We start from the raw sequence: 15,261 nt of genomic DNA on the forward strand, positions 1-15,261 counted from the left end.
AGACGCCGCACCGACTCGACCGGATCCAGCTCCGGCCGGGTCGCGTCCCCGAACGGGTCCCTGCCCTGCCAGCCAACGGTCCACAGACCGAACGTGAACCTGTCCTCGGGAGTGGGGTTGAAGCGCTTCGACATCGTGCGGCCCTTGCTGTCGTACCGTCGGCTCCCACGCCGGACGGTTTTGTTTGATGGCATGACTAATACGTCACGGAGCAGCTTCCGCGCTAGACCCGAAGGAAACCCTCCGCTCCGTGAGTGCGCCGTTCTCTTCGGTTATCCGGGCAGTTCAGAGGCCGAAAAGCTGGACCTGAGCCCTTCCGCGCCGATTTGTTTTGTGTACGATCAAAACGCTCCTGAGACGTCACGCACCGCTATCCGACCGCTCTCGCCCCACCCGAGGAAGATCATGAAGTTCACCGACGGCTTCTGGCTCGTCCGCGAGGGCGTGCACCTCTCGTACGCCACCGAAGTACGCGATGTCCGCGCCCAGTCGAAGCGCTTCACCGCCCATGCCGCCGTGAAGAAGGTGACACGCCGGGGCGACACACTCAATGCCCCGCTCATCACCGTCGACTGCTTCTCGCCGGCCGAGGGCGTCATCGGCGTCCGGGTCACCCACCACGCGGGCAAGCGGCACCCGGGCCCCGACTTCGCGCTCACCGAGGCACCGGACGGCGCCGGCGAGGTCCGTCAGGACGGCCCGGTCACCGAGCTGACCAGCGGCCCGCTCACCCTGCGCCTGGACCGCTCCGGCCCCTGGGGGCTCACCTTCCACGACGCGGACGGACGGGAGCTGACCCGGGCGGACGCCAAGAGCACCGCGTACGCCACCACCGGCGAGGGCGCCCACCACATGCTCAGCCGCCTCGCGCTCGGCGTCGGCGAGCAGATCTACGGGCTCGGCGAGCGCTTCACCCCGTTCGTGAAGAACGGCCAGGTCGTCGACGTCTGGCAGGCCGACGGCGGCACCAGCAGCGAGCAGGCGTACAAGAACATCCCGTTCTACCTCTCCTCACGCGGCTACGGCGTCTTCGTCAACCACCCCGGCGCGGTCTCCTTCGAGATCGGCTCGGAGTCCGTCGGCCAGGTGCAGTTCAGCGTGGAGGACCAGACGCTGGAGTACTACGTCGTCGCGGGCCCCACCCCGAAGGAGGTCCTGTCCCGCTACACGGCCCTCACCGGCCGTCCCGCCCTGCCCCCCGTCTGGTCCTTCGGCCTCTGGCTGAGCACCTCCTTCACCACGTCCTACGACGAGGCGACCGTCACGTCCTTCGTCGACGGCATGGCCGAGCGCGGCATCCCGCTCTCCGTCTTCCACTTCGACTGCTTCTGGATGCGCGAGTACCAGTGGTGCGACTTCGAGTGGGACCCGGACGTCTTCCCGGACCCGGAGGGCATGCTGGCCCGGCTGAAGGAGAAGGGGCTGAGGATCAGCGCCTGGATCAACCCCTACATCGCCCAGAAGTCCCCGCTGTTCGACGAGGCGGCGGAACTCGGCCATCTCGTACGGAAGCCCAACGGCGACGTGTGGCAGTGGGACCTGTGGCAGGCCGGGATGGGCCTGGTCGACTTCACCAGCCCCGACGCCCGCGCCTGGTTCCAGTCGAAGCTGAAGCCGCTGCTCGACCAGGGCGTGGACTGCTTCAAGACCGACTTCGGCGAGCGCATCCCCACCGACGTGGTCTGGCACGACGGCTCCGACCCGGAGCGGATGCACAACTACTACACCCAGCTCTACAACCAGACCGTCTTCGAACTCCTGGAGAAGGAGCGCGGCCAGGGCGAGGCCGTCCTGTTCGCCCGGTCCGCGACCGCGGGCGGCCAGCAGTTCCCCGTGCACTGGGGCGGCGACTGCTGGTCCTCCTTCGGTGCCATGGCCGAGTCCCTGCGCGGCGGTCTGTCCCTGTCGCTGTCCGGCTTCGGCTTTTGGAGCCACGACATCGGCGGCTTCGAGGGCACCCCCGACCCGGCCGTCTTCAAGCGCTGGCTCGCTTTCGGCCTGCTCTCCTCGCACAGCCGGCTGCACGGCTCCTCGTCGTACCGGGTGCCGTGGGAGTTCGGCGACGAGGCGGTCGACGTCGCCCGCCGCTTCACCCTCCTCAAGCACCGTCTGATGCCCTACCTCTACGGCGCCGCCGCCGAGGCCCACCGCACCGGCGTGCCGATGATGCGCCCGATGGTCCTGGAGTTCCCCGGCGACCCGGCCTGCCGCCCGCTGGACCGCCAGTACATGCTCGGCCCCGACCTGCTCGTCGCCCCGGTCTTCACCGAGGACGGCGAGGTGGAGGTCTACCTCCCCGAGGGCACCTGGACGCACCTGCTCAGCGGCGAACAGGTCACCGGCCCGGCCTGGCGCACCGAACGCCACGGCTACGACAGCCTCCCGCTGTACGTCCGTGAGGGCGCCGTGCTGCCGCTGGCCTCCGACGACCGGCGGCCCGACGGCGACTGGCTGGACGCGCCGACGCTGCTCGTCCACCCGTCCGCGTCCCTGGACTACGCGGCCGAGGCCGTCGTGCCGGACGCGGCGGGCGCGCCGGCGGCGACGTTCCGGGTGCGGCGGGACGGTGATGTGCTGCGGGTGAGCGCGGAGGGGACCCAGCGGGCGTTCACGGTGCGGGTCGCCGGCGGGGCGAGCGCCGAGGGCGCGGGTGAGGTGACGGTGCCGCTCGGCTGAGGGACCGGTGTGCGCGAGGCCGGAGGACAGCCTCCGGGCCTCGCGCGTGCGGGGCACGCGGACGGGCTCGGCGGCTCGCGTGCCTCACTCCGCCCACGTCGTTCAGTGGCCGGCCAGGTGCTCGCGGAGCACCGTCTCGACGGAGACGGGTTCCCGGCCGGTCAAGGCGGCCAGCGTCGGGTCGACGGTGGCGAACTCGCCCTCGCGCGCGGCGGCGAAGATGCCCAGCAACTGCCGCGCCACGGTGGCGGGCATGCCGTGCCCCGTCACCTCCGCGAGCCATTCGTCGTCCGGCACGGTGATCCTGGTGAGGGCGCGGCCCGTGATCTCGGTGGTGAGCGCGGCGAGGTCCTCGAAGGTGAGCGCCCGCGCCCCCGTGAGCGGCGGCGTGGGGCCCTCGAAGCGGCCCTCGTCGGCCAGGACGGCGGCCGCCGCCTCGGCGAGGTCGGCGTGCGCGGTCCAGCTGAACGGCCCGTCGGCGGGGAGCACGAGCCGGCCGGACTCCACCGCCTGGCCGATGAAATGCGCCGCGCTGGCGGCGTAGAAGCCGTTGCGCAGCGAGGTGAACGGCACTCCGGCGGCGCGCAGGGCCTCCTCGGTGGCGGCGTGGTCGACGCACGCCTGGAAGCGCGAGGACGGGCTCGCCCCCATCTGGCTGGTGTACAGGATGCGGCGGGCGCCCGCCGCGACCGCGGCGTCGATCGCCACCCGGTGCTGCTTGACGCACTCCTCGCCCATCTTGTCGACGGAGACGACGAGCACCTGCGAGGCGCCCTCGAAGGCGTGGGCGAGACCGGCGACGTCGGCGAAGTCGCCCTGCCGTACCCGTACGCCGCGGTCGGCGAACGCCCGCGCCTTGCGCGGGTCGCGCACGCTGACGCCGACCCGGTCGGCGGGTACGCGGGTGAGCAGCCGCTCGACGATACGGCGGCCCAGCAGGCCGGTGGCTCCAGTGACGATGATCATGATGCGCTCCAGTGATGAAGAGACCGTGGTTCCAGTGGAAACGCAAAGACGATAACACCGATATTAACGGCGGAACCATAGGTGCCGTATCATTGATTCATGTCATCACGGGAGCAGACCCGGCAGCGGGTCATCGAGGCCGCCATCGACCTGCTGACGCGCGGCGGGCGCGACGCGGTCACCACCCGCGCGGTCGCCGACGCGGCGGGCCTCCAGCCGCCGGCCATCTACCGGCTGTTCGGCGACAAGGACGGGCTGCTCGACGCGGTGGCCGAGTACGGCTTCACCGCGTTCCTCGCCACCAAGCGTGTCGATCCCGACCCCGAGGACCCCATCGAGGACCTGCGGGCGGGCTGGGACGTCGCGGCCGAGTTCGGGCTGGCCAACCCCGCGCTGTTCACGCTGATGTACGCCGAGCCGGCCAGGACCGCCTCGCCCGCTTTCGCGGCCGGCATGGAGATCCTGATGGGCCGCGTCCGGCGGCTCGCCGCCGGTGGCTGGCTGCGCGTCGACGAGCGGCTCGCGGCGCAGATCATCCACGCCACGGCACGCGGCGCGGTGCTCACCTGGCTGTCGCTGCCCGAGGACCGGCGTGATCCGGCCCTGCTGACCGCCCTGCGCGAGGCCATGGTCGTCGCCGTCACCCACGAGAAGCCGGCCGTCCGGGAGGCGGGCCCGGCGGGCGCCGCCCGCGCCCTGCGCGCCGCGCTGACCGAGCGGACGCCCCTGAGCGAGGCGGAGCGGCATCTGCTCAGGGAGTGGCTGAACCGCCTCGCCGACGGCGACTGACGCGTCCCGGTGGGCGCCCCCCTCAGGGGGAGGCGGGGGGCGCGAGTTCCGGCGGGCTCTTGTCCCGCCCGCCCGGGTGGCGGTGCCGCCAGATCCAGAACACCGCGCACGACACCAGCGCCCACCCGGCCAGCACCAGGAACGGGAACGCGTGCTGGTGCCCCGCGAAGTACACTGCGGTGTGCTGGGCGTTGACCGAGGCGCCCGGCGGCAGCCACTGGCCGATCACGCCCAGCGCGGACGGCAGCAGCGGCCAGGACACCGCGCCGCCGGACGACGGGTTGCCCAGCAGGATCATGACCCCCCAGGTCGGGAGCATCGCCCAGCGGCCGACCAGGGTGTTGAACATGGTGAACGTCATCCCGCTGGCGAACATCGTGAACGCGAGGATCAGCCAGGACTCCACGAACGGCAGGTCGAGCGAGCCCAGCAGCCAGTCGACGACCGCCGCGATGGCGAACCCGCCGAGCAGCGCGTAGGCGAGGGTGAAGCCGATCCGTTCCAGCGGGGTGAGCGCGCGGGCGTGCACACTGAGCTGGATCGCGCCGACGAAGCCGATGATCACCGCCGCGAGCGAGATGTAGAAGATCGCCAGACCGCGCGGGTCACCGTCCTGGAGCGGATTGATGTCCCGCACGGTGACCGTCACGCCGGTGGCCTTCCCGACCGCCGGGGCCGCCTGCTCCAGCAGTTCCGCCACCGAGGCGCCCGAGGCCGAGGAGACGTCCAGCCGCACCTGCCGGCCGTTGTCGCGCAGCTCGAAGACGGCGAAGACGGACTGTTCCTCGACGGCTTCCACGGCCGCCGCCCGCGAGTCGTAGGTGTGGGTGTGGACCGAGGAGTTGAGGGCCTTGCCCAGCCCCTCCAGGAACGCCTTCCCCCGTCCCTCCTCGTACGAGCCGACGACGGCCGTGGGGAGCTGGTGCGGGGTCGGGTTGGCCATGGTGTACGTGTACGACCCGGCGAACAGGCCGGCCGCCGCCGCCAGGATCAGCACCAGCACACTGGCCGGCCACCACGGACCCGCGCGGAACCGCGTCCAGGCCCCTTCCCGTGCCGGGGGCGGGCGCTGGCCGTCGGGGGGCCTCTCGGGAGTCTCGTGCACGTTCGCTCGTCCTTGGTCGGGCCCGCCGGTCCGGTGCGGTGTACGACGGCGGTCATGAGGAGGTGGCGGCCGCGCGCCGGGGAGCGCGGCGGGAGAGGGCGGGACGGGGCACCGGTCGCGGCGCCCCGCCGTCCGACGGCTCCCGCCGCCCGGCGCTCCGCTCAGACCCGTACCAGCGGTGTGTCCACCAGGTGCTCCGCCAGGAACCAGGCCTGGAGTTCGTTGGTGCGGATGACGTCCGAGACCAGGATGTCGTTGGTGCCGTCGTCGCCCTGTTCCTGGACGACCGCGGCGGCGTCGTGGCAGTCGGCGAGGATCTGCTCGTGCGTCTCCAGCAGCCGCGACAGCATGGCCGGCACCTCCTCGACCCCGTCCGGCGGGCGGCGCACCGTGGTGATCTCCGCGACATGGCGGGGGTCCCCGATCGCGACACCGCCGAGCGTCTGGACCCGTTCCGCCATCGTGTCGATCAGCGCCAGCTGCTCGCCCGCGTGCTTGTCCATCAGCAGATGCAGCTGGTAGAACGTCGCCCCGCGCATCAGCCAGTGGTACTTCTTGTACAGGTCGTGCAGGATGCGCGTGTCCGCCAGGACCTTGTTGAGCCGCTGGGCGGAGTAGAGGCGGGTCTCCATGGACAGGGCCAAGGGGAACTGCTTGACGGTGCCGAACTCCTGGATGACCCGGCCCTGCTGATGCAGCCACGGCTGGCTGCCGTCGGTCTGGCGTGCCGGTGCCGCCGGCCTCGGATCGGTGCTCACGCCTGAACTCCTTCCACGGGGAGCCGAAGGGGAGTGCCGGCGCCTCGCGCGGCCGGACTCGGCCCCCTGCGACAGTCGACCAGCCGCCCGCCGGGCCCGCAAACGCTACGGCGCGGGCGAGGCACCCGGCCCGGACGGAACGGCTGCGGACGGGCCGGGCGGGAGGGGTTGTCCAGGCGTTCGCCCGACGCCTAAGGTCAGCCAGGGTGTAAGCGCTTTCCATCAGGTGTCGTCCGCCGTTTCACCGTCCGGCGCCCGCACCCGTGTGCTGTGCCGTGCTGTCGTCAGCGTCCGAGGAGGACCCCCGCATGTCCCCGCTCCCCGCCCGCCGCCGGGTGGCCGTCGTCGGCACCGGTGCCATCGTGGCCGGAGGCCATCTGCCCGCGCTCAGAGCCCATGCCGACCGGGTCGAACTGGTCGCCGCCGTGGACGTGGACCAGGCCCGGCTCGACGCCTTCCGCGCCGAGGCCGGCCCCGAGGTCACCGGTCACACCTCGATGGGCGCCATGCTGGACGCCGTACGCCCCGACCTCGTCCTCATCGGCACCCCGCCGTCGCTGCACCGGGAGCAGACGGTGGCCGCGCTCGAGGCGGGCGCCTGGGTGCTGTGCGAGAAGCCGCTGTGCCTGTCGCTGGCCGAGTACGACGACATCGCGGCGGCCGAGCGGGCCTCGGGGGCGTACGCCTCCGTCGTCTTCCAGCACCGGTACGGCTCCGGCGCCGCGCACGCCCGCGAGCTGATCGCCGGCGGGGAACTGGGCGCGCCGCTGGTCGCCCACTGCCAGACGACCTGGCACCGCGACGCCGCCTACTACGCGGTGCCCTGGCGCGGACGCTGGGCCACCGAGGGCGGCGGCCCGACCATGGGCCACGGCATCCACCAGTACGACCTGCTGCTCCACCTGCTCGGCCCCTGGGCGGAGGTCCGGGCGATGGCCGCGCGGCTGGTCCACGACACCGAGAGCGAGGACGTGTCCACCGCCCTGGTGCGGTTCGCGAACGGCGCCCTGGCCACCGTCGTCAACAGCGTCCTGTCGCCGGACGAGACGAGCCGGATACGGGTGGACTGCGCCGACGCCACCGTGGAGTTGACCCACCTGTACGGCCATCGCAACGCCGACTGGACCTACACCCCGGCCCGGCACGTCGACGCCGCGCGTGCCGCCGCCTGGCGCACCCCGGCCGCCGACGTGCCCAGCTCCCACACCGCACAGCTCGGCGCGGTCCTCGACGCCTGGGACGCCGGATTGCGGCCCCCGGGCAGCGGCGAAGAGGCCCGCGCCACCCTGGAGTTCGCCGCCGCCCTGTACAAGGCGGCGTTCACCGGACGGCCGGTGCACGCGGGGGAGATCGGCCCCGGCGACCCGTTCCACGCCGCGATGCACGGCGACCACCCCGACTGGGCCCCCGAGGAGCACGCATGAGCGACGGCATCCGCGTCACCCACACCCACGGCGAGGACATCACGGTCACGACGGCGGCCGGCACGGAGATCCTCCGGTACGTCTACCGCCCCGACCCCGACCCGTTCGAGTCCCGCAAGCCGTACGCCCACCCGGTGCGCACCCTGGCCGGGCGCACCGTGACCGGGTACCGCCCCAGCGACCACCGCTGGCACAAGGGCGTGCAGATGACGGCGAGTCATGTGTCCGGGCAGAACTTCTGGGGCGGCAACAGCTATGTCCACGGCCGTGGTTACCTGCCGCTGCCCGAGCGCGTCGGCTCGATGCGGCACGACGGCTTCGCCGAACTGGCCGCCGAGGACGACCGGCTGACCGTCACCGAGCACCTCACCTGGGTCGAGCACGGCGGCGCCGAGTGGGCCCGCGAGGAACGCGGACTGACCGTCCACTCGGTCGACGAGGAGTCCGGCTCCTGGGCGCTGGACTGGTCGATCCGCCTCACCAACCTCCGCGCCGAGCCGCTGGCCTTCGGCTCACCGACCACCGCGGGCCGCGAGCTGGCCGGCTACACCGGCCTCCACTGGCGCGGCCCCCGCGACTTCACCGGCGGTACGGCCTTCACCCCGGACACAACGGGTGCCGGGCACCTGATGGGCAGCCAGGCCCCGTGGCTGGCGTTCACCGCCGAGCACGACGACGTGGACGCCCACTCCACCCTCGTCTTCGCGCACGCGCCCGAGAACCTCGACGAGAAGACGGCGATCCACCCCTCGCACTGGTTCGTGCGCGCCGAGCCGGTCCCGACCGTCGCGTTCTCCTGGGCGTTCTTCGAGGAGTTCGAGCTGCCGCCCGGGCAGTCCTTCGCCTACCGCTACCGGCTGGTGGTCGCCGACGGCGCCTGGGACGGGGACCGGGTCGCCGCCCACCTGGCCGGGCTGCCGTGGTGATCCCGCACCCGCTGCCCGGCGCCGTCGGCCTGTCCCACCTCAGCACCTACGACTGGGAGTCCGCCGACGGGGTGTGCGGCGGCAGCCCGCACCTGCACCTGGCGTGCGCGGAGGCGTACGTCGTCACCGCCGGCCGGGGCGCGGTGCAGACGCTGAGTCCGGACGGCTACCGGGACATCCCGCTGGGGCCGGGCTCGGTCGCCTGGTTCACGCCGGGCACGGTCCACCGCATGGTCCAGGGCGGCGGCCTGCGGATCACCGTGCTGATGCAGAACAGCGGTCTGCCGGAGGCGGGCGACGCCGTCTTCACCTTTCCGCCGGAGGTGCTCGCCGACCCCGGCGCGTACGCCGCCGCGGCCGCGCTGCCGCCGGGCGGCGGACCGGAGACGGAGGCCGCCGCACGGCGTCGCCGGGACCTCGCCGTCGAGGGCTACCTTCCGCTGCGCGCGGCCCTGCTCACCGGCGACGACACCCCGTTGCGCGCGTTCCAGCGGGCCGCCGCCCGCCTGGTGCGCGACAAGGTGCCGGTCTGGCGGGAGGTGTGGCGGGCCGGGGCGCTGGCCGCCGCCGAACGCACCGGCGCACAGCTCGACGCCCTGGCGGCCGGCGACCCCGCCCACCTCGACGGGGCGACCGCCCGCGCGGCCGTACCCACCCGGCGCGGCGGCTACGGCATGTGCGGACGCCGGGACGAGTACGCCCTGCCGGGGACGACACTGCCGTACGAGGAGACCGGTCGCCCGCGTACGGGGCGGGAGTGACGGCCGTTCACCTCCCGTCGCGCGGCCCGAGGCCGCATCGAGGTGTGGGATGCGCCGCGGAAGACTCGTGACCGGTCCTGCCGCCTCGGCACCCTCCGTCCTCACCGCGACGGCTCGACCGTGTCCGCCACGGGACCTCGGGCGCGCCCGCCGCGCCGGCGGCACGCAGACCACCCGCGACGGAACGGCGTGCACGTACTGCCAGGCCGTCAGGGCGTTCGGCCGGCGCACCCCGGCCGGGTACGGGCCGTCACCGCCAGGGTGACGGCCGCACTCGCGACCCCCAGCACGGCCCCGGCGGCCACATCGCCCGGATAGTGCACGCCGGTGTGGACCCGCGCGTAGCCGATCGCGCCCGCGAGGGCGGCCAGCGGGACGGCGGCGGGCGGGAGCACCGTGCCGACGGCGGTGGCGAACGCGACCGCGGAGGCGGTGTGGCCGGACGGGAACGCCGCCGACGCCGGCATCGGCACCCGCCGGTCCACCGTGACCCGGGCGGCCTCCCGGTCGGGCCGCGGCCGGCGCACCAGGCGCTTGCCGAGCAGGTTGGCCGAGGCCGAGGCCAGGGCGAGGGAACCGGCGCCGAGGGCCGCGGCCCGGCGCCGCCGTCCCCCGCCCAGGGCGAGCGCGGCGGCGATGGTGAGCGAGATCTTGGAGTGGTCGGCGGCGCGGGAGAGCCGTCGCAGCGTCCGGTCGAGCGTGGGCGTCGGCGTGGCGGCCACCGCGGCGTACAGGGCTCCGTCCACGGCCCGCAGATCACGCAGTACGGCGGCGGTCGGCTCGCTCATGTGCTCCTTCTCCCCGGGACGTCCGGACACCAGCCTGACCCGCGGGGGCCCGGACGGCGCCTCGGCCGGGCCCGTACGGGTCAGGCCCGCGTCACGCCAAGAGGTACCCCCAGGGGGTATGCTGGAAGTGAAGTGGCGCACCCGCGTACCGAGCCCTGAGCCGAGGAGACGACCGACCATGAACACGGGACTGCGGATCACCGCCTTCGCGGCCGCCCTGGCCGCGACCTTCGGCACCGCCTACGGCGTGGGCGCCGCCGTCGACCCGGCCGCCGAGGACCCCGCGCCCGCCGCCCACGGCGAGCACGGCGACCCGGCACGCACGTCGCGGGCCGGTGACGGGCACGCCGGGCACGAGAGCGAGCCGGCCGGCGGGCTCCAGATCGCCGAGGACGGCTACACGCTGGACCTCGACACGCCCCGCGTCACCGCCGGACGGCGCACCGAGCTGAGTTTCACCGTCCGCGACGACCACGGGCGGGCCGTCACCGCCTATCGGCGTGAACACGGCAAGGAGCTCCACCTCGTCCTGGCCTCACGCGACCTGGGCACCTACCGCCACCTGCACCCGGAGCGAGCCGCCGACGGCACCTGGAGCACCCCCGTCGACCTGCCCCGGGCAGGCGGCTACCGGGTCTTCGCCGACTTCACCCCGGCGGAGCGCGGCGCCGGGAACCTCACCCTCGGGGCCGACCTGGCGGCGTCCGGCTCCTACGCGCCGCACCGCCTGCCGGCCCCGGCCGCCACCGCCCGCGTCGACGGCTACGAGGTACGGCTGACCGGCGCCCTGCGTCCGGGCCGGGCGAGCGAACTGCGGCTGACGGTCGCCCGCGACGGCAGGCCGGTCACCGACCTCCAGCCCTACCTCGGCGCCTACGGCCACCTGGTCGCCCTGCGCTCCGGCGACCTCGCCTACCTGCACGTCCACCCGAACGGCGAACCCGGCGACGGCACCACGGAGCCCGGCCCCGCCGTCTCCTTCACGGCCACCGCGCCCAGCGCCGGCGACTACCGGCTCTTCCTCGACTTCCGGCACGAGGGGAAGGTCCGCACGGCGGCCTTCACGGTCCGGGCGGGTACGGCGCCGGAGGCGGCCACGCCGTCGCCGTCCGCCACCCCCACGGACGGTCGCACCGACGCGCCCGGCACCGGCCACGGCCACTGAGCCCCCTCGGCCGGGGGCGGCGGCCCGGCGGCTCACACCGCGACGACCGTGATCCCCGCCTCCTCGAACCGCCGGACCGTGTCCGCGTCCACCGCCGCGTCCGTGACCAGGGTGTCCACCGTCCCGGCCGCGCAGATCCGGGCGAACGCCCGCCGGCCGAGCTTGGTGGAGTCGGCGGCCACCACCACGCGTCCGGCGCGCTCGCACAGCAGCCGGTTGATCGCGGCCTCCGCCTCGTCGTGGGCGGCGGCCCCGTGCGTCACGTCGAACGCCACGACACCCAGCACCGCCACGTCCATCGTGATCTGGCCCAGCACCCCGTCCGCGAGCGGCCCGATCAGTTCGTAGGACTGCGCCCGCGCCACCCCGCCGGTCACCACGATCTTGAACTGCGGCCGGACGGCCAGCTCGTTGGCGATGTTCAACGCGTTGGTGACCACGGTGAGCGCGGGCGTGCCCGAGGCGAGATCGGGGCGCACGGCCAGCGCGCGCGCCACCTCCGTGGTGGTCGTGCCGCCGGTCAGCCCCACCGCCTCGCCCGGCGCCACCAGGGCGGCGACGGCCTGCCCGATGCGCTCCTTCTCGGAGGCCCGCCGCGCCGTCTTGTACCGCAGTGGCAACTCGTACGACACCCCGTGCACGACCGCGCCGCCGCGCGTGCGCACCAGCATCTGCTGCTCGGCGAGCTGGTCGAAGTCGCGGCGGATCGTCGCGGCCGACACCGCCAGCTCGGCCGCCGCCTCCTCGACATCCAGCCGGCCGCGTTCGACGAGCAGCTCCAGCAGCGTCTTCCAGCGGGCGTCGCGCGACATGCGCACCCTCCGTTCCTCGGTCCCTGGCCGACCCTAACGCAGATGCTCTTCCGTCAAATGCTTGATTGTGCTCGAAAGCTCGCTATACCTTGCAAGAACAATCAATCCAGGGGAGGGTGTGGCCATGACACACGTCGAGGACGAGCTGAACAGCCAGCCGGAGTGCTGGACCCGCGCCGCGGCGGAGGCGGCACGGCACGGCGGCGCGCTGCCGGCGGCGGGGGAGCGGGTCGCGATCGTCGGCTGCGGCACCTCGTACTTCATGGCCCAGGCCGCCGCGGCACTGCGCGAGGGGACGGGCCAGGGCGAGACGGACGCCTTCGCCGCCTCGGAGTTCCCGCACGGCCGCCCCTACGACCGGGTCGTCGCCCTCACCCGCTCCGGCACCACCACCGAGGTGCTGGAGCTGCTCGGCCGGCTGCGCGGCCGTACCCGCACCACCGCGATCACCGCCGACCCGGCCACCCCCGTGATGACGGCCGCCGACGACCTGGTCGTACTGGACTTCGCGGACGAACGCTCGGTAGTGCAGACCCGGTTCGCCACCACCGCGCTGACCCTGCTCCGCGCCCACCTCGGCCTGCCCGTCGAGCAGTCCGTCGCCGACGCCCGCACGGCACTCGCCACCGACCTGCCCGAAGGGCTCGTCGACCGCACCCAGTTCACCTTCCTGGGCCGCGGCTGGACCGTCGGACTGGCCAACGAGGCCGCCCTGAAGATGCGCGAGGCGTCCCTGTCCTGGACCGAGGCATACCCGGCGATGGAGTACCGGCACGGCCCGATCAGCGTCACCACCTCCACCACGGCGACCTGGATGCTCGGCGAGGCGCCCGACGGACTGGCCGAACAGGTCGCGGCCACCGGCGGCATGTGGGTGGCGGGCACCCTCGACCCGCTCGCCGAACTGGTCCGCGCCCAGCGGCTCGCGGTCGCCGTGGCCGCCGCCCGGGACCTGGACCCGGACCGGCCGCGCCACCTCACCCGCTCGGTGATCCTCGCCCCCTGACGGGCCTCGGGAACCTCAGGAAAAGGACAGATCCGTGCCCCTCGCCACCACCGGCGACCTGGTCGCCCGCGCCGCGGCGGCGCGTACCGCGGTCGCCGCCGTCAACGTCATCACCCTGGAACACGTCGAGGCCGTCGTCGCCGGCGCCGAGTCCGTGGCCGCGCCCGTGATCCTCCAGGTCAGCGAGAACGCCGTGAAGTTCCGGCACGGCCGGCTCGAACCGCTGGCCCGCGCCGCCGTCGCCGCCGCCGAACGCGCCGCCGTGCCCGTCGCCCTCCACCTCGACCACGTCAAGAGCGACGCCCTGCTGCGGCAGGCGCCGGACGCCGGCTTCAGCTCCGTCATGTACGACGCCTCCCGGCTGCCGTACGCCGAGAACCTGGACGCGACCCGCGCCGCCGCCGACTGGGCGCACTCCCAGGGGCTGTGGATCGAGGCGGAGCTGGGGGAGGTCGGCGGCAAGAACGGCGAGCCGCCGCTGGACGCCCACGCGCCCGGCGCCCGCACCGACCCCGCCGAGGCCCGCGCCTTCGTCACCGACTCGGGGGTGGACGCCCTGGCCGTCGCCGTCGGCAGCTCGCACGCCATGACGACCCGCACCGCCGCCCTCGACCACGACCTCCTCAAGGAACTGTCGGCCGCGCTGGACGTCCCCCTCGTGCTGCACGGCTCCTCCGGCGTCCCGGACGGCGAACTCGCCGCGGCGGTCGCGGGCGGCATCGCCAAGGTCAACGTCGGCACCGCGCTGAACATCGCCCTGACCGGGGCGGTCCGGGCGCACCTCGCCGCACACCCCGAGGCGGTCGATCCGCGCGGTTACCTCGCGGTGGGCCGGGACGCCATGAGCCGCACCGTCGCCGACCTGGTCCGGGTGGTGGGCGCGGTCACTTCCTGACGGCCCGCAGCACGACGAACTTCGGGTCACCGGCGACCAGTTCGCTGTTGCCGAACAGGCGGCGCAGCTTGACGTGGTAGCCGAGGTGCCGGTTGCCGACCACCCACAGCTCGCCGCCCGGCCGCAGCGCGCGCCGGGCACCGCTGAACATGCGCCACGCGGTCGCGTCGGTGGTGGCCTGGTGGGAGTGGAACGGCGGGTTGTTGAGCACCAGGCCGACACTGCCGTCCGGCACCCCGGCCAGCCCGTCACCGACCCGGAACTCGGCGTTCCCCCGTGCCCCGCTCGCCCGGTACGTCGCCTCCGCCGAGGCCACGGCCTGGAAGGACTCGTCGGTGAACAGCACGTCGGCCCCGGGGCTCGCGAGCGCCACCGCCGTACCGACGACGCCGTTGCCGCAGCCGAGGTCGACCACCTTCCGGTCCCCGGCGTCCGGCAGGTGCTTCAGGAAGAACCGGGTGCCGATGTCCAGCCGGTCGGCGCAGAAGACGCCCGCGTGGTTGACGACGGTCCGGCCCGAGACGGGACCGCTGCCGTCGGGGAGCCGGTAGCCGAGCGGCCAGGGGTTGGCGGGCCGCTCCGACGACGGGTCCGGCGTGCAGAAGACGAGCCGGGCCTTCTTCTTCGCGAGGGAGGTCCGGGTCGGGCCGAGGGCCCGCTCGAACACCGCCAGCGTCGAGGTGTGGATCTCCTTCACCATCCCGGTGCCGACGACGACCGTGTCCGCGTGCACCGACGGCGCCAGCCGCAGCAGCTGGTCCTCCAGCAGCGCCAGGCTCTTCGGCACCCGCACCAGCAGCACGTCGATCCGCTCCGGCGGCGGGTCCTGCGTGGTCAGCAGCCGCACCGCGCCCGGCTCGACGCCGTTGCGGGCGAGGTTGAGCCGGGTCGCCTCCCGGCCGAGGTACGAGTCGGTGATCTGCACCGGCCGGTGCGCCGCCAGCGCCGTCACCAGCGCTCCCCAGCGGTCGCCCAGGGCCACGACCGTCCCGGACAGCGGTACCCGCTCCTCGGCGAGATGCCCGAGCAGATACTCGTCGGAGGCGTCCCAGGCGCGCAGCCGGTCGCGCGGATCCTCGGGGAACCGGGTCAGCACCGGCTCGCCCCACTCGGTCGTCATACGGTCATCACGGTCGTCCATCGTGCGTCCAGGCTAGCGGAGCCGCAGCTCAGGGCCGGTCGGCGGCGGG

General features: G+C 73.8%; 14 protein-coding genes and 1 pseudogene. 8 read left to right on the forward strand and 7 right to left on the reverse strand.

Annotated elements, in window-relative coordinates; all coding sequences use genetic code 11:
• Positions 1–134: pseudogene (locus tag ACIQR3_RS36730) on the reverse strand (xylose isomerase); the annotation flags it as partial.
• Between the two features lie 271 nt (positions 135–405).
• On the opposite strand from ACIQR3_RS36730, the gene yicI reads away from it, so the two are divergent.
• Positions 406–2,676, forward strand: a complete 2,271-nt coding sequence (yicI, locus tag ACIQR3_RS36735) for an alpha-xylosidase (protein ID WP_403545712.1) — start codon at positions 406–408, stop codon at positions 2,674–2,676.
• A gap of 102 nt (positions 2,677–2,778) precedes the next feature.
• Here the strand turns inward: yicI and ACIQR3_RS36740 are convergent, their stop codons facing one another.
• On the reverse strand, positions 2,779–3,642 hold the full coding sequence (locus tag ACIQR3_RS36740) for an NAD(P)H-binding protein (protein WP_403545714.1): 864 nt from the start codon (positions 3,640–3,642) through the stop codon (positions 2,779–2,781).
• 99 nt (positions 3,643–3,741) lie between these two features.
• Here ACIQR3_RS36740 and ACIQR3_RS36745 point away from each other — a divergent pair, with 99 nt between their 5' ends.
• On the forward strand, positions 3,742–4,431 hold the full coding sequence (locus tag ACIQR3_RS36745) for a TetR/AcrR family transcriptional regulator (RefSeq protein ID WP_403545715.1): 690 nt from the start codon (positions 3,742–3,744) through the stop codon (positions 4,429–4,431).
• Between the two features lie 22 nt (positions 4,432–4,453).
• Here the strand turns inward: ACIQR3_RS36745 and ACIQR3_RS36750 are convergent, their stop codons facing one another.
• A complete protein-coding gene (locus ACIQR3_RS36750) occupies positions 4,454–5,536 on the reverse strand; it encodes an ABC transporter permease (protein WP_403545717.1) in 1,083 nt (360 codons plus the stop codon).
• 161 nt (positions 5,537–5,697) lie between these two features.
• Positions 5,698–6,294, reverse strand: coding sequence for a Dps family protein (locus ACIQR3_RS36755; protein WP_403545718.1), 597 nt, complete (start codon positions 6,292–6,294; stop codon positions 5,698–5,700).
• Between the two features lie 308 nt (positions 6,295–6,602).
• Between ACIQR3_RS36755 and ACIQR3_RS36760 the strand changes: the two genes are divergently transcribed.
• Genes ACIQR3_RS36760 through ACIQR3_RS36770 form a run of 3 tightly spaced genes read left to right on the forward strand, consistent with a single transcriptional unit; the run spans position 6,603 to position 9,405 of the window.
• On the forward strand, positions 6,603–7,718 hold the full coding sequence (locus ACIQR3_RS36760; RefSeq protein ID WP_403545719.1) for a Gfo/Idh/MocA family protein: 1,116 nt from the start codon (positions 6,603–6,605) through the stop codon (positions 7,716–7,718).
• Positions 7,715–8,644 (forward strand): PmoA family protein, encoded by a 930-nt coding sequence (locus tag ACIQR3_RS36765; RefSeq protein WP_403545720.1) that lies wholly within the window; start codon positions 7,715–7,717, stop codon positions 8,642–8,644. The genes ACIQR3_RS36760 and ACIQR3_RS36765 overlap by 4 nt, the downstream gene beginning before the upstream one ends.
• The gene (locus ACIQR3_RS36770) at positions 8,641–9,405 is read left to right on the forward strand and encodes a cupin domain-containing protein (protein WP_403545722.1); all 765 of its coding nucleotides are present in this window, start codon (positions 8,641–8,643) and stop codon (positions 9,403–9,405) included. Before ACIQR3_RS36765 ends, ACIQR3_RS36770 begins: the two co-directional genes overlap by 4 nt.
• A 209-nt stretch (positions 9,406–9,614) precedes the next feature.
• On the opposite strand, the gene ACIQR3_RS36775 is transcribed toward ACIQR3_RS36770, so the two are convergent.
• Positions 9,615–10,193 (reverse strand): phosphatase PAP2 family protein, encoded by a 579-nt coding sequence (locus tag ACIQR3_RS36775; RefSeq protein WP_403545723.1) that lies wholly within the window; start codon positions 10,191–10,193, stop codon positions 9,615–9,617.
• Between the two features lie 178 nt (positions 10,194–10,371).
• Between ACIQR3_RS36775 and ACIQR3_RS36780 the strand changes: the two genes are divergently transcribed.
• The gene (locus ACIQR3_RS36780) at positions 10,372–11,358 is read left to right on the forward strand and encodes a hypothetical protein (RefSeq protein ID WP_403545725.1); all 987 of its coding nucleotides are present in this window, start codon (positions 10,372–10,374) and stop codon (positions 11,356–11,358) included.
• Positions 11,359–11,390: 32 nt separating this feature from the next.
• On the opposite strand, the gene ACIQR3_RS36785 is transcribed toward ACIQR3_RS36780, so the two are convergent.
• Positions 11,391–12,170, reverse strand: coding sequence for a DeoR/GlpR family DNA-binding transcription regulator (locus ACIQR3_RS36785; protein WP_403545727.1), 780 nt, complete (start codon positions 12,168–12,170; stop codon positions 11,391–11,393).
• Positions 12,171–12,294: 124 nt separating this feature from the next.
• On the opposite strand from ACIQR3_RS36785, the gene ACIQR3_RS36790 reads away from it, so the two are divergent.
• Positions 12,295–13,176: an SIS domain-containing protein gene (locus ACIQR3_RS36790; protein ID WP_403545728.1), complete on the forward strand. Its 882-nt coding sequence runs from the start codon at positions 12,295–12,297 to the stop codon at positions 13,174–13,176.
• A gap of 34 nt (positions 13,177–13,210) precedes the next feature.
• Entirely contained in the window at positions 13,211–14,071 is an 861-nt protein-coding gene (locus ACIQR3_RS36795) for a ketose-bisphosphate aldolase (protein ID WP_403545730.1), read from the forward strand.
• Here ACIQR3_RS36795 and ACIQR3_RS36800 read toward each other — a convergent pair.
• The gene (locus ACIQR3_RS36800) at positions 14,061–15,191 is read right to left on the reverse strand and encodes a methyltransferase (RefSeq protein WP_403545732.1); all 1,131 of its coding nucleotides are present in this window, start codon (positions 15,189–15,191) and stop codon (positions 14,061–14,063) included. The genes ACIQR3_RS36795 and ACIQR3_RS36800 overlap by 11 nt on opposite strands.
• Positions 15,192–15,261: the final 70 nt, after the last annotated feature.

The sequence above is a fragment of the Streptomyces sp. NPDC090994 genome, from assembly GCF_044768905.1.
In the GTDB taxonomy this organism is placed as follows: Bacteria; Actinomycetota; Actinomycetes; order Streptomycetales; family Streptomycetaceae; genus Streptomyces.

Excerpts from the sequence above, each read along its gene's own strand:
- ACIQR3_RS36780 (WP_403545725.1), top strand. The coding sequence starts at position 10,372 with ATGAACACGGGACTGCGGATCACCGCCTTCGCGGCCGCCCTGGCCGCG.
- ACIQR3_RS36740 (WP_403545714.1), bottom strand. The coding sequence starts at position 3,642 with ATGATCATCGTCACTGGAGCCACCGGCCTGCTGGGCCGCCGTATCGTC.
- ACIQR3_RS36760 (WP_403545719.1), top strand. The coding sequence starts at position 6,603 with ATGTCCCCGCTCCCCGCCCGCCGCCGGGTGGCCGTCGTCGGCACCGGT.
- ACIQR3_RS36745 (WP_403545715.1), top strand. The coding sequence starts at position 3,742 with ATGTCATCACGGGAGCAGACCCGGCAGCGGGTCATCGAGGCCGCCATC.
- ACIQR3_RS36790 (WP_403545728.1), top strand. The coding sequence starts at position 12,295 with ATGACACACGTCGAGGACGAGCTGAACAGCCAGCCGGAGTGCTGGACC.
- ACIQR3_RS36765 (WP_403545720.1), top strand. The coding sequence starts at position 7,715 with ATGAGCGACGGCATCCGCGTCACCCACACCCACGGCGAGGACATCACG.
- ACIQR3_RS36800 (WP_403545732.1), bottom strand. The coding sequence starts at position 15,191 with ATGACGACCGAGTGGGGCGAGCCGGTGCTGACCCGGTTCCCCGAGGAT.
- yicI (WP_403545712.1), top strand. The coding sequence starts at position 406 with ATGAAGTTCACCGACGGCTTCTGGCTCGTCCGCGAGGGCGTGCACCTC.
- ACIQR3_RS36785 (WP_403545727.1), bottom strand. The coding sequence starts at position 12,170 with ATGTCGCGCGACGCCCGCTGGAAGACGCTGCTGGAGCTGCTCGTCGAA.
- ACIQR3_RS36775 (WP_403545723.1), bottom strand. The coding sequence starts at position 10,193 with ATGAGCGAGCCGACCGCCGCCGTACTGCGTGATCTGCGGGCCGTGGAC.